The organism is Pectobacterium sp. 1950-15 (genome assembly GCF_037136835.1).
Lineage (GTDB): Bacteria > Pseudomonadota > Gammaproteobacteria > Enterobacterales > Enterobacteriaceae > Pectobacterium.
The window spans coordinates 21,741-40,336 of record NZ_JBBBQR010000006.1; the positions used below are offsets into that span (position 1 = coordinate 21,741).

Annotated in this window: 14 protein-coding genes; 7 read left to right on the plus strand and 7 right to left on the minus strand. The window is 52.8% G+C overall.

The window, feature by feature from the left end; genetic code table 11:
* Positions 1–11 precede the first annotated feature (11 nt).
* From cysI to WCT94_RS08680, 3 genes are all read right to left on the minus strand, one after another.
* The gene (gene cysI / locus WCT94_RS08670; protein WP_336869100.1) at positions 12–1,745 is read right to left on the minus strand and encodes an assimilatory sulfite reductase (NADPH) hemoprotein subunit; all 1,734 of its coding nucleotides are present in this window, start codon (positions 1,743–1,745) and stop codon (positions 12–14) included.
* On the minus strand, positions 1,745–3,574 hold the full coding sequence (cysJ, locus tag WCT94_RS08675; RefSeq protein WP_336869101.1) for an NADPH-dependent assimilatory sulfite reductase flavoprotein subunit: 1,830 nt from the start codon (positions 3,572–3,574) through the stop codon (positions 1,745–1,747). Before cysJ ends, cysI begins: the two co-directional genes overlap by 1 nt.
* A gap of 279 nt (positions 3,575–3,853) precedes the next feature.
* Positions 3,854–5,578, minus strand: a complete 1,725-nt coding sequence (locus tag WCT94_RS08680) for a PilZ domain-containing protein (RefSeq protein ID WP_336869103.1) — start codon at positions 5,576–5,578, stop codon at positions 3,854–3,856.
* Between the two features lie 511 nt (positions 5,579–6,089).
* On the opposite strand from WCT94_RS08680, the gene WCT94_RS08685 reads away from it, so the two are divergent.
* Positions 6,090–6,830, plus strand: coding sequence for an EAL domain-containing protein (locus WCT94_RS08685; protein ID WP_336869104.1), 741 nt, complete (start codon positions 6,090–6,092; stop codon positions 6,828–6,830).
* Between the two features lie 153 nt (positions 6,831–6,983).
* A complete protein-coding gene (locus WCT94_RS08690) occupies positions 6,984–8,663 on the plus strand; it encodes a hypothetical protein (RefSeq protein WP_336869329.1) in 1,680 nt (559 codons plus the stop codon).
* A gap of 49 nt (positions 8,664–8,712) precedes the next feature.
* Here the strand turns inward: WCT94_RS08690 and WCT94_RS08695 are convergent, their stop codons facing one another.
* Positions 8,713–10,005: an ABC transporter substrate-binding protein gene (locus WCT94_RS08695; RefSeq protein WP_336869105.1), complete on the minus strand. Its 1,293-nt coding sequence runs from the start codon at positions 10,003–10,005 to the stop codon at positions 8,713–8,715.
* A gap of 575 nt (positions 10,006–10,580) precedes the next feature.
* On the opposite strand from WCT94_RS08695, the gene WCT94_RS08700 reads away from it, so the two are divergent.
* Both WCT94_RS08700 and queD read left to right on the plus strand, forming a co-directional pair.
* Positions 10,581–11,915 carry a glycoside hydrolase family 28 protein gene (locus tag WCT94_RS08700; RefSeq protein ID WP_336869106.1) on the plus strand — a complete coding sequence of 445 codons (1,335 nt, stop codon included), beginning with the start codon at positions 10,581–10,583 and terminating at the stop codon, positions 11,913–11,915.
* An 82-nt stretch (positions 11,916–11,997) separates the two neighbouring features.
* Positions 11,998–12,360 carry a 6-carboxytetrahydropterin synthase QueD gene (gene queD / locus WCT94_RS08705; protein WP_015841518.1) on the plus strand — a complete coding sequence of 121 codons (363 nt, stop codon included), beginning with the start codon at positions 11,998–12,000 and terminating at the stop codon, positions 12,358–12,360.
* A gap of 67 nt (positions 12,361–12,427) precedes the next feature.
* Here the strand turns inward: queD and queE are convergent, their stop codons facing one another.
* Positions 12,428–13,099: a 7-carboxy-7-deazaguanine synthase QueE gene (gene queE, locus WCT94_RS08710; protein ID WP_336869108.1), complete on the minus strand. Its 672-nt coding sequence runs from the start codon at positions 13,097–13,099 to the stop codon at positions 12,428–12,430.
* A 205-nt stretch (positions 13,100–13,304) separates the two neighbouring features.
* Between queE and WCT94_RS08715 the strand changes: the two genes are divergently transcribed.
* Positions 13,305–14,288, plus strand: coding sequence for an MBL fold metallo-hydrolase (locus WCT94_RS08715; protein ID WP_336869109.1), 984 nt, complete (start codon positions 13,305–13,307; stop codon positions 14,286–14,288).
* A 15-nt stretch (positions 14,289–14,303) separates the two neighbouring features.
* Here WCT94_RS08715 and WCT94_RS08720 read toward each other — a convergent pair whose 3' ends face one another.
* On the minus strand, positions 14,304–15,236 hold the full coding sequence (locus WCT94_RS08720; RefSeq protein WP_336869111.1) for a LysR family transcriptional regulator: 933 nt from the start codon (positions 15,234–15,236) through the stop codon (positions 14,304–14,306).
* Positions 15,237–15,334: 98 nt separating this feature from the next.
* Between WCT94_RS08720 and WCT94_RS08725 the strand changes: the two genes are divergently transcribed.
* Both WCT94_RS08725 and WCT94_RS08730 read left to right on the plus strand, forming a co-directional pair.
* Complete coding sequence (locus WCT94_RS08725; RefSeq protein WP_336869113.1) at positions 15,335–16,324, plus strand: MBL fold metallo-hydrolase; 990 nt, start codon at positions 15,335–15,337, stop codon at positions 16,322–16,324.
* 8 nt (positions 16,325–16,332) lie between these two features.
* The gene (locus WCT94_RS08730; protein WP_336869115.1) at positions 16,333–17,079 is read left to right on the plus strand and encodes an SDR family oxidoreductase; all 747 of its coding nucleotides are present in this window, start codon (positions 16,333–16,335) and stop codon (positions 17,077–17,079) included.
* A gap of 368 nt (positions 17,080–17,447) precedes the next feature.
* Here WCT94_RS08730 and bglB read toward each other — a convergent pair whose 3' ends face one another.
* Positions 17,448–18,587 carry a beta-galactosidase BglB gene (bglB, locus tag WCT94_RS08735; protein ID WP_336869116.1) on the minus strand — a complete coding sequence of 380 codons (1,140 nt, stop codon included), beginning with the start codon at positions 18,585–18,587 and terminating at the stop codon, positions 17,448–17,450.
* Positions 18,588–18,596 lie beyond the last annotated feature (9 nt).

Consider the following 18,596-nt stretch of genomic DNA (forward strand, 5'->3'; position numbering starts at 1 on the left):
AGGCTCTCCTGTCAGTCATAAAAATCGCGCGCGGGATCCAGCACCGGTCTAATGATGTTGGTGCGAATGGTGAAATCACCGAAGCCTTCGTTCGGCTGGCGATCCTGTGCCCACAGTCCAATAAGCCGATCGATTTCCGCCAGGATCTCGGTTTCATTAATGTTCTCGCGATACATACGAGGAATACGTGTCCCTTCGCGATTCCCACCGAGGTGCAGGTTGTAACGCCCTACCGCTTTACCCACCAGACCGATTTCCGCCAGCATCGCGCGGCCGCAGCCGTTCGGGCAGCCCGTGACGCGCAGAACAATGTGTTCATCACCCACACCGTGCTGCTGCATGATATCTTCCACTTTCGTGACAAACTCCGGCAGGAAACGCTCGGCTTCCGCCATCGCCAGCGGACAGGTGGGGAACGACACGCAGGCCATTGAATTCTTGCGCTGCTCGCTCACGCTGTCATCAATCAAACCGTGTTCACGCGCCAGCGCATCAATCTTCGCTTTGCTCCGTGCAGGCACGCCAGCGATGATCAAATTCTGGTTCGCCGTTAAGCGGAAATCTCCTTTATGGATTTTAGCGATTTCCGCCAGACCGGTTTTCAGCGGACGGCCCGGATAATCCAGAATACGACCGTTTTCGATAAACAGCGTCAGATGCCATTTATTGTCGATGCCTTTTACCCAGCCAATACGATCGCCACGCCCGGTGAATTCATACGGACGCACCGCTTCAAATTTCACACCGGCACGCGCTTCCACTTCCTGCTTGAAGTTGTCTACACCTACGCGCTCCAGCGTGTATTTGGTTTTCGCATTTTTACGGTTAGTACGGTTGCCCCAATCACGCTGCGTGGTCACCACCGCTTCCGCGATGGTCAGCGTATGTTCGATGGAAATGTAGCCCAGCTCGCTGGCGGTACGCGGGTAAGTTTCTTTATCACCGTGCGCGATAGACAGCCCACCGCCCACCAGCACGTTGAAGCCCACCAGACGGCCATTATCGGCAATCGCGACAAAATTGAGATCGTTCGCATGCAGATCCACATCGTTCTGCGGCGGAACCACGACCGTGGTTTTGAACTTACGCGGCAGATACGTCGAACCCAGAATCGGTTCTTCATCCGTCGTTGCTACCTTTTCCTGATCCATCCAGATCTCGGCATAGGCACGCGTGCGCGGCAGCAGATGTTCAGAGATCTTTTTCGCCCACTCATATGCCTGTTGATGCAGTTCGGATTCGATCGGGTTAGACGTACACAGCACGTTACGGTTCATGTCGTTCGCCGTCGCCAGCGCATCCAGACCAATGCTATTCAGCATCTGGTGTACCGGCTTCACGTTCGATTTGAGAATACCGTGATACTGGAACGTCTGGCGGTTCGTAATACGAATGCTGCCATATATCGTGCTTTCGCCAGCAAATTTATCGATCCGCAGCCACTGCTCCGGCGTCATCACGCCACCGGGCAAACGGCAGCGCAGCAGCATCGCATGGCGCGGTTCCAGTTTCTGCTCGGCACGCTCGGCGCGAATATCACGGTCATCCTGCTGATACATACCGTGGAAACGGATCAGCAGAAAATTGTCGCCTTTGAAGCCGCCAGTCAGACCATCGTTCAGGTCTTCAGCAATTGTGCCGCGCAGGAAGTTACTTTCTGTCTTCATGCGCTCAGCATCAGTGAGCTTCCCTTCAACCACCAGGGGACCAGGGTGTTTTTCACTGAAAACGTATTTTTCGCTCATTAGTACACATCTCGCTGATAACGGCGCTCAAGGCGCAGATCGCTTAAAAACTCATCGGCCTGTTCACTGTCCATGCCGCCATGCTCAACTATCACGTCCAGCAGCGCCCGCTCGACGTCTTTCGCCATACGGTTGGCATCACCACACACGTACAGGTGCGCACCGTCCTGAATCCAGCGCCAGACTTCCGCGCCCTTTTCCCGCAGCTTGTCCTGTACATAGATTTTGTGTGCCTGATCGCGCGACCACGCCAGATCGATGTTGGTCAGCAGGCCATCTTTAACGTAGCGCTGCCATTCAACCTGATACAGGAAATCTTCCGTGAAGTGAGGGTTACCAAAGAACAGCCAGTTTTTCCCCTCGGCCCCTTCGGCATCGCGCTGCTGCATAAACGCGCGGAACGGCGCAATCCCGGTGCCCGGCCCGATCATGATGACCGGCGCATCGGAATTGGCAGGCAGACGGAAGTTATCGTTGTGTTCGATGAAGACGCGGATTTCATCGTCTTCACTCAGTCGGTCAGCCAGATAGCTGGAGGCGCCACCGGCACGCTCGCGGCCTTCGTATTCGTAGCGCACCACGCCAACGGTGATATGCACTTCGCTTTCGACTTCCGCCTGCGAGGAGGCAATAGAGTAAAGACGCGGCGTCAGCGGACGCAGCAGACCCAGCAGTTGCTCCGCCGTCAGTTCCGTCGGCGCTTGTCGCACCATATCCACCAGCGGTGTGCGCTGCGCGAACTGCTGAAGCGCAGGTTTATCGGCCAGCAGCGACAGCAGTGTTTCATTACGCGACAGTGCCGCATATTTCTCGACGATCGGCGCGGTGTTTTGCGTCAGCTCAAAGTGGCTTTTCAGCGCCTGCGATAGTGGCAGCGTCTTGCCGTCAACGCTGACGGGCTCATCCCCCTTCAGCCACAGCAGTTCCAGCAATTCCTGCACCAGTGCGGGATCGTTATCAAACCACACGCCCAGCGCATCTCCCGGCTGGTAGCGCAAACCGGAATCGCCCAGATCGATCTCGATATGGCGCACATCCTTTTCGGAATTACGCCCGGTTACTTTCTGATTCACCGCAAACGTGGCATGCAGCGGCGAGGATTTGCTGTACGGGCTACTGGTAATTTCATCCAGTGCGCCCTGAGCGGCAATCTGCGCGACGGCTTCGCCCTGAACCGGCACCCGCGCCTGCAAAATATCAACCAGCTGGCGACGCCACTGTTCGGCCAGCGCTTGATAATCCACATCGGCATCCACACGATCCAGCAGACGCTCCGCGCCCAGCTCAGCCAGACGGTTATCGAAATCCTTACCCGCCTTGCTGAAGAATTCGTAAGAAGTATCACCCAGACCAAACACGGCAAACGCGGTGTCTTTCAGCGCCGGGGCTTTCTTGGACAGCAGGAACTTATGCAGCGCGACCGCTTCTTCCGGCGGCTCGCCTTCCCCCTGCGTCGAGGTCACGATCAGCAGCAGTTTTTCCTGCCCGATTTGCTTGAACTTGTAATCACCCGCATTGACCAGATTAACGGATAGCTTGGCTGCCAGCAGGTCGTCACGCAGCTGTTCCGCGACGCGACGTGCGTTACCGGTCTGTGAGGCAGAAATCAGCGTGATGGTTTGTACCGGCACCGTTACTGCGGAAGCGGTAGCCGCCGCGGCGATCGTGGTACCAGACTGCACGTTCCCAGGCTGTTGTACCAGCCCCCAGAAATAGCCGGATAGCCAGGCCAGCTGCGTCGATGAGAAATCACCGGTTGCCGCCTGTAAACGCGTTAATTGCTCCGCACTCAGCGGAAGCAATGAAGTGGGGGAAACCGGAGTAGTCATTGTGATTTCTGTTTCCTTGTGCCTGTGCAGTTAGCCAACAACGCTAATACAAAAACATGCAATAAAAAGATGGATGGAGGATAAGGGTAACGATCTGCATCTTAACAATTAAAGAAATGATGGAAATATTAAATAACCAAAATGACTAAATGGTTTTTCTGATAGTCCTTATTGCTTAAAGTGTTATAGCCGATGGCATGCGCCTTTCATGGCGAAATCGGTAAGATATACATTAGGAAAGCGGGGCTGCGACGCAACCCCATACAGACAGGGTGTGAGTTAAATTTTCAGGACTTTCATGCCGAAATCGTCTGGACTCACGATGTTTTCGAGCTGGCCGACCTGCAACAAGTCGCCTTTAGAGACGACGCTGCTGATATTGGTGTCAGGAAAGCGGAGGTTTTTGACGAGGTGCACCGCAATAGGTCGCCCCTTTTTATCAATATCCATCACCCATCCAAGGAAGCCTCCCGAATATTTCGCCAGGCTGCCTATTGGGTAGAGACCATAAATCTGGACGTATTTAACCAGCACCGCCTTGTCATAGGCGGCGTTCGCCTCATAGATTTTGCGGTAGGCAGCCAACGGCGTGCGGGGCGAAACACCATTACGCGCATGCCTGAGCTTATTAATCGCCTTAATCACAGAGACCAAGCGGACTAACGGCGACAATGGTTCAGCGCGTTTGCCGTGCGGATAGCCGCTGCCGTCCAAACGCTCGTTAGCATTCTCGATGACATCGCGGCAAGTTGGGCTGATTGCCCAGCCCAGTTCACGTAACTTCTCGCACAGCACCGCCACGTGACCGCTCAGGATCGCTTTCTGTGTCGGATTCATGTTGACCTTTAGCGACGGCAGGCGGGCGTTGACCAACAGCGGCTTCCCCATGGTGTGGAGTAACGCACCTAACACCGCCTCGCGCGCATAGGGATCGTGCGGATCGGCAAGGAGCAGCATGTCGGCCAGCTTTCCCGCAACCTGCACGGCATGCCTGACCCAATCCGCCTCATCACGCAGAAACGACAGCGCATACAGAAAAGCCTTTCTCTCTTTTTTGACCATATAAAGCAGGGTATCGACACAGTCATAAAAGATCTCAACAGGCAGTTGATTGCGCGTTTTGATGTACATCAACCCAATCTGAAGCCGGTGGGCAACCTCCATGACGCCCCGTTCCATAGGCGTCTGGCGGGTGCGTTTCTCGCGTTCCTGACTTTCTCGCAGCAAGATATTTTTCTCCTTAGTGCCAGGAATGAACAGCGGAGATGAATACACCATGCTGCCAGTGACGCCGGTTCGGTATGCCGCCTCTCTTTCCGACTCATGCGTATAATGAAGCAGGGCTTCAGACTGGGATGAAGACAAATTGATAAACTGGATGCCGACGGCTGCATAGCCATTATTCCCAAAGGGGCGTATATGACGAATTCTTCCCTCAGCATAAAAGCTTTCCCCGTTAGGAAATTCCAGCGTAATGCCGGGGATATTCTGCCCCACATCAATCGCAATGCTTTCAACCAGATCGATTTCGACCATACACCCACCGGTCGATAAATTACGCAGCGTTCCAGGCACGTTAAGCGTATGCATATATACGTCGATGCGAACACGAGCCTGCATGCCAAGAATAAAAGGAATACGAATCGCACCTCTGTTTTCAGTGACGAAAACCGAGTCTGGCAGGCGACACTCCAGACGATAAAACATACTGTCTGTCTTGAATAATTGAGTAGAAATATTACACAGACTGTAAGTTTCTCGTTCGATGTTCTCCGTACCTTTGAGCGCTTCCAGATCAAAGTTCAAACCACCATCGGCAAGATATCTGTCGATATCTGAACCAGAATATTCTACTGCCAACACAATACGGTTTTTATCCAGATTCAATTCCGCAACGTCAGCCTTTAATGCATATAGCATATCCTTGGCATAGATAGACATCACATATGGATGTTGCAGCAATGCGCTAATCACTTTAGCGGGAGGAGGAGAAAAATGTTCCACTATAATATCTACCTATTAACGCGATGGTGATATACCCCAAAATCCAAAAAGGACTTCTCTTTTTAATAAAATGAATGCTCACACGGAATTAAATGCTGATTCTTACTGAGCAGAACATCACCCAGATTCAATTCTGAGTTTTTCTCCCTCTTGATAGGATTACGAAACGGCAATCTTAACGTCGCTTATCATCCTAACAAGGATACTATGAAGTCACAACGGTCACACACCACTGCCAGATCGATTTAAATTCAAACAAAAACAACTTAAGAACCAATAAAACAAAACAAACCAAATTAAAACACCAATTAAATTAATTAAATCAGGATAAAACACCAAACATAACATAGATTTAAACGATCATTATTTTTCATTCAATAGCTATTAGCTATCAAATGAGAATTATTGATCATTTTAAACAATTTCCAACTATTCCAAATTGCTGTGTAGAATCCAGACGAGCAAGGCTGTGGAATTCCTATTTCTATGGAGAGGGTGAGTAATCAGTAAAATGAATACAACAACATTGAATATTGATGGAAAAATTCTTAGGCTGACAGCAGAGTTCCAGCCTATCATCCATCTCCCTCACAATAAAATATTCCGCTATGAAGCCCTCGCCAGGTTTTATAATTCGGAAGGCGCACTGATATCAACGCAACAAACCATAGATAAAATAGAGAAATCTAAGGCAATCGATAAAGTAACAGACTTTATGTTTGATGTTGTCTGTCAGGTAATAAAAAACAAAAGCAGCATGACAATATCTTTCAATCTTTCACATTTACTTTTTAATAACTCCGCCTATCTGGAAAAGTTATACCAAAAATGTATTACGCATGAGGTTAACCCGCAGAATATAGAAATAGAGATCAGTGAAAAAACGACGCGGCAGCAGTTAATAGATGGGATACCTTTTTTAAATCAGGCAAAAAAATATGGCTTTATGCTTTCGTTAGATGACTTCGGCGCAGGAAACCTACAAATAGACAGCCTGAGCTTGTTTGACTTCGATACCATAAAGATCGATCGTTCTATTATTGATGGCATCGGTAAAGAAGAGACAAAATCACAAAAACTAAAGGTCTTATTGAACAAACTTATCCCTCTTGGGGTAAATATTATCTGTGAAGGCGTTGAGAAAGCGACGGATTTGAACCGGTTAAATAAATACCACCCCATTGGGATTCAAGGATATATCTTCTATCGGCCACTCACATTCAGCCAATTAAGGCTGCTGGAGGGCTTTTAGCCGATATCTTCAGCCTCTCTGCCCCGCCAACAACCTCTTAGACGATCGACATTAGCGAACAGGCTCACATTTCTGGCGTTCGCCACAGGAATTTATCCTTTTACAATGGCGTATCAATGCGATACTCACGCCAGTGGCAACGGGAGAAAAATGATGTGGCAACGGCGCGCGCTGGAACTCAATACGCAGGATATTTGGCACTGGCAACAGGTCCTCTCAGTCACCGATTACGCTCGAGAACAGGGTTTCAATACGCTGGTGCTGGGTGCTGCGGATTTGCTGGATAAACTGGTGACGCCAGAAGCCTACAATAACGCGCGTTTTGACGATCGCATCAGCAGCCAGCAGCGTTCTCGCTGTGTTTACCTGAATCAGGTCGCGGCGCATTGCCGTGAACAGGGGCTGGCGCTGTATCTGCAATGCAAAGAGCTGTCGTTCCCCACAGATTTACTGCTCCATCACCCGGAATTGCTGGACGACAAACATAGCCTCCGCATGGATACCGATTTTTGGTGCGACTACCTTGCCGCCAAAGTCGAACTGCTGATGCAGCAGATCCCACGCCTGAGCGGCCTGCTGCTGGCGATATCCAACAGCGACAGCCTGCTGCGCTTTTCCGCCCCTTCCGGCGATGAGATCAACGGCGTCGTTCCCGTTACGACACACTGGCCGACCAACGCCGACAGCGAGCAGATCTACCACCGCCTCTTCTCCGCTGTCGCACGCGTGATGCACTACCACCAGCGTCATCTGGTATTGCGCGCCTTTCCCGCCAGCCATCAGGACATCGGTAATGTCCTGAACGCCATTCGCACATTGCCGGAATCCGTCTCTGTCGCCATCAAAGTCACACCGGAACGCTTCTGGCCTGAGTTTCCCAATAACCCCGCGCTGCTGGACATCAGCGGGCGTGAGGTCTGGGTTGAACTGGATTTGGCTGGGGAAGAAGTGGGCTGGGGAAATCTCCCCTTCCTGCGCTACACCGAAGTTCAGGGGCGGCTGCTGTGGTGTCGGGAGAAAAACCCGGCGATTATCAGCGCACTGTGCCGTATCAGTTGGGAAGGCGTGGACAACCACAGCGTGATCGGCACGCTCAGCGAATTTACGCTATTCGCCTGTTCTCGCTTACTCACTCACCAAACCGCATCGACAAACGAAAGTGCGCTGTTTGCACAATGGCTGATGGCGCGTTATCAATGGCAGCCGGATGAGACGGTGCGGCATACGATGCAGGCTCTGCTGGATCAGGCACATCAAGCTATCTCCCTGTCGCTGTACGCCCGCCACCACGTTTTTCATCGCCACAGTCTGCTGCCGACCAGCTTTGGTCAGGCGATCTGGAGCCTGTACGGTCAGCTCAACCGCAACCACTGGCTGCCGGGCTCCGGTCAGGATATTACCTTCGATCCGCAGCACGCCGAGCTGGCGTCGCAGAATCTCTACCACATCGCGAAAGAGAAAGATGCCGCGTGGCAGTTGGCGGAACAGTGCCAACAGGCCGCCCTGCAATTCTCCCGTGAACACACGATGCCGGAAGCGCTCAGACACCGCTGGCAGCAGGAATGGCGCGGTTTGACGCTGTACTGCCGCGCCTTTGTTCACGCGCAGAAAGCCTTCTTCACGCTGCACTACTGCAAACAGGTGGAGAACAACTGGACGCTGCGGGAAATCGCCAAAACCAATATTCAGGCGCTGTACGGTATCGGGCATGAGATGGAGGATTTCTGCCTGCAACACCGGGCGTACCCGGTGAGCATGCATGTGATGTTTGATGCCGGGCGTCCACGCGCGTTAGCCGATAGCCTGCAACAGCAGTTGACTGAACTCACGTAACGCACCGGCCAAGAAAATACCGTAGTCAGTAACGGACTTAGTTATTCGCTTAGCGAATCACCCGCTTCAGGATGCGCTCGCCTGAATTGCTGAAGTTTTTCGCCGATTCTTCCACGCTCTTTTTGCCGTAGTCGAGCTGTTCGATAGTTTGCAGGATCAGGCTGGCAAGCTGCGGATCTTCAAGATACGAGGACACAGGCGTTTGCATCGGTTTTTCCAGCGCCATCGAGAGTCCGACAACCGATAGATCGTTCGTATCCAGCTTCTGCTTTTCTTCCAGCGCTTGTCTGGCAATACGGCTGAGCGGAATACCGCGCTCGGTGCCCATCAGCAGCGCACCTTCAGGATCGTTCATCAGATAATTCAGCAACAGCGCCGCTTCTTTCGGATGTTTGGTATTTTTACTGATGGCAAACAACATGGATGGTTTGAAAAACTGCCCGGAATTATCCGATCCCGGCGTCATGATGTACGGCCCTAATTCGAGCTTGCCGGGTGCCGCCAGCGGATCGGCGTATTTCTTCACAACCGAAATCCACAGATGGGCGCCGCCATATTCCCCATTAATCCAGGGGCGTGTTTCATACATGCCAACTTTGCCAAACGCGTTGTAATACTTCGAGGACGGCATCACATGTTCGTCGATCAAACGCTTATAGAAGCGAAACGCCTCGATCCATTGCGCCTCACTGTAGTTAAAGCGTTTGTTCTTTTCGTCGATCATGCCGATCTGGTATTTCTGCGTCATGTAATAGTTGAGCAGTTCCAGCAATCCTTCGCCGCTGTCCTGCGCAGGCGATGCGATGGGGAAATAATTATCACCCAGTTTCTCTTTAAATACCTTGCCCGCATGGAACAACTCATCCCAGGTGGTGGGATACGGCAACCCGGCTTTCTTCCAGGTTTCCGTGTTGTAGTACATCACCAGCGCATTTAACGAGGTAGAAATCGCGTTCACCTTGCCGTCAATCGTCGCGGGCTTCAGCGCATCTTCGGGGAAATCCTGCAATTTCAGCGTATCAGTCAGCTTATTCAGGTCATAAAAGCCGGTGCCGGTTTTGGAAAAAATCGGCAGCCAGTTCCAGTTGACCTGAAGCACATCCGGTTCTTCGCCGCTGGCAATCTGCGTGGTCAAACGGGATAAGTGCCCGTCCCAGCCGGTATATTCCGGCCTCACGCTGATGTGCGGATATTTTTTCTGAAATGCCTCCAGCGCAGTTAAGGTCGCCTGATGACGGCTGTTTCCTCCCCACCAGGAGAGGCGTAATTCCACGGGTTCAGCAGCCTGCGCGAACGAACAGAGCGCAGAGAAGGCGATGACAATCAGTCCAGGTAATCTCATTTTTCCCCCAACGACATTATTATTGTGTTTGTGCGTGTGTCTGGCGTACTGGTGTGACGATATAGATGAGAAAGCAGGTCAGGTACATAGCCGTGAATCAAACCATTTCTCGACCCTGACAAGATAGGCAGAACCCTTTTTGTCGCGCCAGTCGCTACGGCGGGAAAACGCGTGATTTGCGGGACTGGCGGAAGAAATGTTGATGACCGCATCGCGTTAGCGGGCGTTTCAACCACGCGACGCGAGCGCTATCTGGCGCAGCAGGGAGGTGCCTCACATCATTAACCGGCACACCACACCAAAAAGAGATTTATTTCACAAATAAGAAACACAAAAACAACAAAACCGCACCGCGCAGGCGGTAAAAGAGAAAAAGCAGCGTAAAAACGTGATGAAACACACACTGCATAAAACGCCACATCACCTTCTTCGTTATGCCTTTCACATTCTCTTACGCCACAGATCGGGCGCTGTGAAGCCCGCTCCAACCTCCGCAGATTTCATCACAACAGGCGCAGCCAAAGACCAGCAAACGTGCTGCAATTCGTTCATTAATGGTAAACCGTGGTGACACGATGAAACACTCTATTCAGTCATATTCCCCCGCCGCCGACGGCATCACGCTGGATACCGCCGTCTTTCAACAGGCTATCGATCGGATTGCGGCACAGGGAGGAGGCACCCTGACGGTAGAACCGGGGCGCTATCTGTTAGGAGGATTGCTGCTGCCTTCCAATTTTTGCCTGCTGTTGGAGGCAGGGGCAGAGTTAATCGTCAGCGGTGACTATGAGCAATTTGCGCAGGCCACCACCATCAGCATGGCTGAGCTGTCACACCGGGCGTTTCTTTATGCTTACCAGCAGCGCAATATCACGATCTGCGGTCAGGGTAAGATCATGGGAAATGCCGATGCCTATTTCTCGGCGGAGCCCGACGATCAGGGTTATCGCCTGCCTGCGCAACATCGCCCACGCATTGTGGTCTTTGAGGATTGCGAACACGTCCGCCTGTGTGATTTTACGATTGAGCACGCCCCAATGTGGACCGTGCATCTGGTCAGCTGTCGCCAGATCGTCGTCGAACGTCTGACGATTGATAACGATCTGAGCATGGCGAATACCGATGCGCTGGATCTCGACAGTTGTCAGCAGGTACAAATCAGCAACTGCTCGCTGAGCGCGGCCGATGATGCACTGTGTATCAAAACCACCCATAAGCCGCCGCATCTACAACGTAAGGTGCAACAGGTCGTTATCAGCAATTGCCTGTTGCGATCCAAGAGCTGCGCGCTGAAGGTCGGCACCGAAACCTTTGCCGATATTGAAGATATTTCCGTCAGTAACTGTGCCATTTACGATACCAACCGCGCGATCGGCCTGATCTCCCGCGATGGTGGCACGTTCCGACGCCTACAGTTCAGCAACATCACGTTCCAATGCGTCGCCGCGCATCCGTGCCACTGGGGCAAGGCCGACCCGATCTTTATCTCCGTACGCTATCGCGATCCCGCCATCGAACCGGGCCGAATCGAAGCCGTACAGTTTTCTCAGATCGCGGGGATCAGCGAGGGGGCGATTAACCTGCACAGCACGCCCGCAGGCTACATTCGTGATGTCCATTTTCATGCCGTACACCTCGAACAGCGGCAGAGCGACTCGCCGGAACAGGGCATGTACGATGTGCGCCCGCCCTGCAACCCGGAACGCCCTACGGGTATGGGGCTGGATAATGCCTATCGGGTCGATCCCACAACGGGACGTGCATTCGGCGTTGAGCACTATCCTGGCGGCATGCCCGCGTTATTTGCCCGTGGTGTCCTGAACCTGACCACCAGCCACATGACGATCCACCGTCCCGATCCGCTGCCATTCGGCTGGCATCACGCCACGATCGTGCAGTTGGAAGAATAAGTACTTTCGGGTAGTATGCGACGGTTTTTTGCATACTATGTTCTGAAAGACCCCTTTTCAGAACGAAACCGGGAACATCGCTATGGTCACTACACTCTTTAAAGATTTTCAGTTTGAAGCCGCACATCATTTGCCTCACGTGCCGGAAGGCCACAAATGCGGGCGGCTGCATGGGCACTCTTTCATGGTGAGACTGGAAATTACCGGTGAAGTGGATCCGCATACCGGCTGGGTAATGGATTTCTCTGAGCTAAAAGCCGCGTTCAAACCGACGTGGGAACGGTTGGATCACCACTATCTGAATGAGATCCCCGGGCTGGAAAACCCGACGAGTGAAGTGCTGGCGCACTGGATCTGGCATCAGTTGAAGCCGACATTACCGTTGCTCAGCGCCGTGATGGTGAAAGAAACCTGCACCGCTGGCTGCGTCTATAAAGGCGAGTAACGAAGAAGTGGTGTGTAGTCTGGCGTGAAAATCCCGCTCTCACGCCGCGACTATCCATCGATAAATATCAGGCAATATTCAGGTATTTATGTGTCTGCATAGAAAGCCGCCAGTTACGGGCGATGCAGGTTGCAATACACAGTTTGGTCGCATCGTCTTTCTGGCTAATCGGCTGTAACGCTACGATACGCGGCTTATCATCATCAAGCCGCGCCAGTAGCGCATCCAACGCTTCAATATCACGTTCACGCGCCACCGGGTGTTTGATCTCATCCGCCCGTTGCAGTGCCTGATCGAGCACCTTCATGCCGCCACGCATATTCACCTTCGGCGATACCGTTACCCAGGTTTTGGGCGAACAGCGCACGTCGTGGGTGCCGCTGGTTTCAATCTGGCAACTAAAGCCCTGCTTTTCCAGCTGTAGCGTCAGCGGTGCCAAATCGTGGATGCACGGTTCACCGCCGGTGATCACGATGTGGCGTGCCGTGTAACCCTGCTGCGCCATCAGCGTCAGAATGTCGTCCGCACTCGCCGCGCCCCAGGCATCGCTTTCTTCCGTTTTTACCAGCACCTGATCCAATGAGGTTTCCCGCTCAGCCAGTTTGTCCCAGGTATGTTTGGTATCACACCAGCTACAGCCTACCGGGCACCCTTGCAGGCGTACAAACACCGCCGGCACACCGGTAAAATAGCCTTCGCCCTGTAACGTCTGGAATATTTCATTAATCGGGTACTGCATGTTTTTTCACTGTCTCGTTCACTTAAAAAGGCATTATACCCTAAATCTTCCGCATTGCAGGGCGGCGGCGATGTGCCGGCAACCCCGGCGGGAACGCGTCAACTCGGGGACAGTTGAGTAATTCGGCGTGTGCGTCAATAATCAATCTGTTGTTACGATTTCGCCTGCTTTCATTACGTTTCATTACTAACAAGGACAAGAATCAATGAAGTTATTGAAACCGTTAGCCCTCTTACTCGTCTCGTGTGCCTTTGTACCTGCATTTGCTCAGGCGCAGGATATCGCACAGATTAAAACTCAACCGGGCTATTACCGCATGATGCTCGGCCAGTTCGAAATTACCGCGCTGGCTGATGGCACCAATACCATGCCGATGGACAAGCTGTTACAGCGCACCCCACCGGAAAAAATTACCGAACTGCTGGCAGAAAAAGCGCTGACGCCGCAGGTGGAAACCTCCATCAACGCCTATTTGGTCAATACCGGCAAACACCTGATTCTGATAGACACGGGTAACGGTAAACAAAGCAATCCTACGGTAGGAAAAGTGCTGCCGAATCTGATTGCGGCGGGTTATAAACCCGAGCAGGTCGACACCATATTGATGACCCATCTGCACGGCGACCATTTTGGCGGTTTAGTGCAGGGCAATAAGCTGAACTACCCGAATGCCACCGTGTATGTCAGCCAGCCAGAAACCGACTTCTGGCTCAGCCCGGATAACCTGAAAAGCGCACCAGAGAACAGAAAGGCAGCGTTTCAACGTGTGCAAACACTCTTTGATACCATTAAGAAAGAGAACAAGCTGAAAACGTTCCCGGCTCAGCAGACAACGTTGTTACCCGGAATCACCGCGATTCCGAGTCCGGGACATACACCGGGGCATACGTCGTTTCTGATTGAGAGCGAAGGAAAAAAACTGCTGGCATGGGGAGACATCATTCATGCGGAAGCGGTACAGATGAGCTTACCGGCCACTACCATCAGCTTTGATTCAAATATGGATCAGGCGACAGAATCCCGTAATAAAGCGCTGGCCGACGCCGCCAGTCAGGGTTACTGGGTTGCAGGCGCTCATCTGCCTTTCCCCGGCATCGGCCACGTGGGTACACGTCTGGAACGCAACGGCACCACCAACGGCTACCGCTGGCTGCCAGCGAATTACAGCGTATTGGGATTGTCACAGTAATCTCTTCATCGTCACTCAAGCAGGGGGCGGATCCGCCTCCTGCTCAACAATCGCCCCCGCTATTTGCTCATACAGCCACGCGATCGCCGGATTACTGTCCTGCCTTGCATGCCAAAGCGCCGAGAGCGTATATGTCGGTAAATCAAGCGGGACCGGGCTATCGTTCAGGCCATAATGCTGGCACCACAGCGTCGCGACTTTCTCCGGTACGGTGGCGACTGACGGCGTGTGCTGCAATATGCCCGGCAGAGCGGAGAAATGCGGCGTGGTGTAATAAATCGTCCGCGTCATTCCCTGTTTTTCCAGCATGTCGTCAACGATGCCATGCGCACGTTCACGGTAGGTCACCAGTAAATGGCGCTGCTGGCTGTATACCTCCAAAGGAACGGGAGACGGCAGCGCGAGCTGTTGTGGGTGCCACAACGCCCTGAATCCTGACGATAACAGCGCACGCTGTTTCAACCAGCCGGTCTGTGGGCTGGCGACGGAAATGACCAGATCGACGCTGTCATTTTCCAACCGCTCCACATCCAAAAACGGATCGGTGGCAACAAGATTGATGCGCAAATGAGGGGCATTCGCTTTGAGCCGTTTCAGCAATAGCGGCATCAGCCATATTTCCACCCAGTCGGTCATGCCCAACGTGATCGCACGTGAATCGGTCAGCGGATCAAAGCTCTCGGGCTCACCCAGAACCGACTGCAACTGTTCAAACGCAGGTGACAATTGAGTCGCCAGATAATCCGCACGCGCCGTTGGGCGCATCACCTGCCCCGTGCGGATAAACAGCGGGTCGTCAAACAGCGTACGCAAACGCGCCAGTGCACCACTCACGGCGGGTTGCCCCAAATGCAGCTTATCCGCCGCCACAGAGACACTTCTTTCACGATACAGCACCAGAAATGTCACCAGCAGGTTTAAATCCACACCCCGAAAATCATTTTCCATGATAGTTGTTATCAAGTTAATCAATTTGAACAATAGTAGCGTCAGCAGAATAATCGTTCCAGTCCCTGATGAGCAGGGTCACTTTCCAAGAGCGCACAATGAAAATGAATCTTCTGAAACAGACGTTGCTACCCGTGGTTTTGCTGATGGGTTCGCCCCTTATCGCCGAGGCAGAATCGGTGCCTCAACTGAGAACGCAGGCGCCGGGTTATTACCGCATGATGCTAGGTCAGTTTGAAATTACCGCCCTTTCTGACGGTACAGTCACCATCCCACTGGATAAGTTGCTTACCCATATTTCCCACGAGGAAATGCTGCGCCTGCTGGCGCAAAAGAATCTCCAGCCACAGGTTGAAACCTCGATTAATGCGTACCTCATTAATACGGGTAAACAGCTGATACTGGTCGATACAGGGGCCGGGCCGCTATTCGGCAAACAAGGAGGGAAATTACCCGATAATCTGCGCGCTGCGGGCTACCCACCCGAGAAGATCGATACCGTTTTGCTGACCCATATTCATGCCGACCATTCCGGCGGCGTCTCGCGTGACAGCAAGCTGGTTTTCCCAAATGCCACCGTTTACGTTAATCAGAAAGATGTGGATTTCTGGCTCAATCCGACTAATAGCAATCAGGTACGGGATAGCGAGAAGCACACGTTCGGGCAGTCTGAAGATGCATTACAACCCGTGCTTGCCGCTAAGCGACTAAAAACCTTCACGGGTAAACAGCAACTTTTTCCGGGCATTACCGCCGTACCAGCACCGGGACATACGCCGGGGCACAGCCTTTATCAGATCGAAAGTGACGGTCAAAAACTGACGCTATGGGGCGATACGATCCATGCAGAAGCCGTACAATTTCCTCGCCCCATGACCACGATCGATTTCGATCGCAATATGGATGAAGCTGCGGAGGCTCGCTTACAGATTCTGGCCGAAGCGGCACAGAATAATGAATGGATTGGTGCGGCGCACATTTCCTTTCCCGGTTTAGGCCAGGTTAAAGCCGTGTATGATGCTAACGGTAAACCAAACGGCTATCGCTGGCTCCCTGCGAATTACAGTATGGCGGGGCTCAAAAACTAAGGGGCAGAATGGAATTCATTACGTTGATCACTGGCGGTTCGCGCGGCATTGGCCGCGCAACGGCGTGCTATCTGGCCGGAAAAGGCCACAAGATTTGTATCAGCTACCGCACCCAGCAGGACAGTGCGTATAGCGTTCTCGACGAGATTCGCGCTAACGGTGGGACGGCCATCGCTGTTCAAGTCGATATCGCCGATGAAGAGCAGGTCATTGAGCTTTTCAAGCGAACAGATAAAGAACTTGGATGCCTCACGGGTCTGGTGAATAACGCTGCGATACTTAAACCCCAAGCCACCATTGAGCAGCTTGATGCCGTGCGGCTTAACGCTATTTTTGCCACGAATACCGTGGGCAGTTTCCTCTGTGCCCGGGAAGCGGTCAAGCGTATGGCATTCCGCCATGGCGGAAAAGGTGGAGCTATCGTCAACGTGTCATCCGCAGCCGCCCGGCTGGGTTCGCCACACGAATATATCGACTATGCGGCATCAAAAGGCGCACTCGATACGCTGACTATTGGCTTATCGCTGGAGGTCGCCGACCAAGGTATCCGAGTGAACGCCGTGCGTCCCGGTTTTATCTATACCGATATGCACGCTGACGGCGGCGAACCGGCAAGAGTGGATCGCATCAAGCATTCACTGCCGATGAAACGGGGTGGTCACCCGATGGAGGTCGCGCAAGCAATAGGCTGGCTGTTATCGGACGAGGCGTCCTATGTGACAGGGAATTTTATCGACCTGGCAGGCGGGAAATAAAGCATTCCTTCTACCTTCACAAGGTTCTTATACACAAATGCTGCGAGTTATTATGGGTTTTGCCGTTATCTGGCGTAAAAATTATGCAGCGGTGGGACTGGCCGCCGAGTGAGCGACAGGACGTCGCGAAAGCCAGTGCCGCGTCGGGAACGCGTCACTGGCGGCTCGACTAGCGGTCAGGAACACCGATGGAACCGCGCAGCGGCATAATTTAGCCGGAAGCCTGGGTTCGCAGGGCGGCGGCGACTGAGCGCCCTGCGTCGGGCGCGTATACGGTATCGCATATGAATAGCGACGGTGTGGCGCACGAAACTGCCTCTTAGCCAGCATAGCCAATATGACTGAGAGGCAACTCTCACATGAACCTGTTACAGATACACTCGCAGGTATTCCGCCAGACACAGGATCGCCATGGCCTGGCCGTACGGCATGGAGGTCAGGGCAATGTTGCGGTAGAAATCCAGATCGTTGCCCATCGCAGTACCGAATGATACCTGTGTCAGTTCGCCGTCCTCATTAACGTGATTAATCACGCCGCGAATCGCTTTCTCCGCCACTTCAGCGTAGCTCGGGTCGACGTAGCGCTTGCGCACCGCTTTCAAAATGCCGTAGGCAAAACCAGCGGTTGCCGAGCTTTCGAGGTACGAGTTCGGATCGTCAATCAGCGTGTGCCACAGGCCACTGTCATCCTGATATTTCGCCAATGCTGCAATCTGGCTTTCCAACACCTGCAACAGGAAGCGACGCGTCGCGTTGTTTTCCTGCAGATCCAGCAGTTCGATAAACTCAGGAATCACGATCGTCAACCAGCTGTTACCACGCGCCCAGCGCGCTTTCGCGTAGTTGTGCTGCCCCTCGAACGTCCAGCCGTGGAACCACAGACCGCTTTCGCGATCCATCAAATATTGCACATGCAGCAGGAACTGATATGTGGCTTCTTCCACAAACTCCGGCCGGTTTAACAGCTTGCCGATTTTCGCCAGCGGCAGCACGCTCATCATCAGCGTGTCATCCCATAGCTGCTGGTGGTTTTCATTGTTATAAACAATGTGCTGCAAACCCTGCTTGTCCGTGCGCGGCATTTCATACATCACCCACTCCGCCCAGCGCTCCAGATACGGCAACCAGCGCGCATCGCCCGTTTCTTCATAGCGATAAGCCAGCGTCAGGAACGGGCATACGGTGTTTACGTTCTTCGTCGGCGTACCTTCAGCCAAACGCGCAGTAAACCAGTCGTCGATAATGGCGCGCATCTGCTCGTCGCCCGTTTGCTGGTAATACTGGTAAATCCCATACAGCCCGATGCCGTGCGTCCATTCCCAGCCCGCCCAACCTTTGGTATCAATCACCCGACCATCGTCCAGCCGTAACAAGAACTCACCGGTTTTATCCTCAATATTCACCAGATTGTCGGTGATACGGCAAATCAGCGCCTTCAGACCTTCACGGGAGATGAAGCGCTCCGGCTGACGTAAAAGCGGGCTATGTTTTACACTGAATACGGTCATAGTCATTCA

Bases quoted from the DNA above. Each gene is read 5' to 3' on its own strand.
- cysI (WP_336869100.1), bottom strand. From the start codon at position 1,745: ATGAGCGAAAAATACGTTTTCAGTGAAAAACACCCTGGTCCCCTGGTG.
- cysJ (WP_336869101.1), bottom strand. From the start codon at position 3,574: ATGACTACTCCGGTTTCCCCCACTTCATTGCTTCCGCTGAGTGCGGAG.
- WCT94_RS08685 (WP_336869104.1), top strand. From the start codon at position 6,090: ATGAATACAACAACATTGAATATTGATGGAAAAATTCTTAGGCTGACA.
- WCT94_RS08690 (WP_336869329.1), top strand. From the start codon at position 6,984: ATGTGGCAACGGCGCGCGCTGGAACTCAATACGCAGGATATTTGGCAC.
- WCT94_RS08695 (WP_336869105.1), bottom strand. From the start codon at position 10,005: ATGAGATTACCTGGACTGATTGTCATCGCCTTCTCTGCGCTCTGTTCG.
- WCT94_RS08700 (WP_336869106.1), top strand. From the start codon at position 10,581: ATGAAACACTCTATTCAGTCATATTCCCCCGCCGCCGACGGCATCACG.
- queD (WP_015841518.1), top strand. From the start codon at position 11,998: ATGGTCACTACACTCTTTAAAGATTTTCAGTTTGAAGCCGCACATCAT.
- queE (WP_336869108.1), bottom strand. From the start codon at position 13,099: ATGCAGTACCCGATTAATGAAATATTCCAGACGTTACAGGGCGAAGGC.
- WCT94_RS08715 (WP_336869109.1), top strand. From the start codon at position 13,305: ATGAAGTTATTGAAACCGTTAGCCCTCTTACTCGTCTCGTGTGCCTTT.
- WCT94_RS08720 (WP_336869111.1), bottom strand. From the start codon at position 15,236: ATGGAAAATGATTTTCGGGGTGTGGATTTAAACCTGCTGGTGACATTT.
- WCT94_RS08725 (WP_336869113.1), top strand. From the start codon at position 15,335: ATGAAAATGAATCTTCTGAAACAGACGTTGCTACCCGTGGTTTTGCTG.
- WCT94_RS08730 (WP_336869115.1), top strand. From the start codon at position 16,333: ATGGAATTCATTACGTTGATCACTGGCGGTTCGCGCGGCATTGGCCGC.
- bglB (WP_336869116.1), bottom strand. From the start codon at position 18,587: ATGACCGTATTCAGTGTAAAACATAGCCCGCTTTTACGTCAGCCGGAG.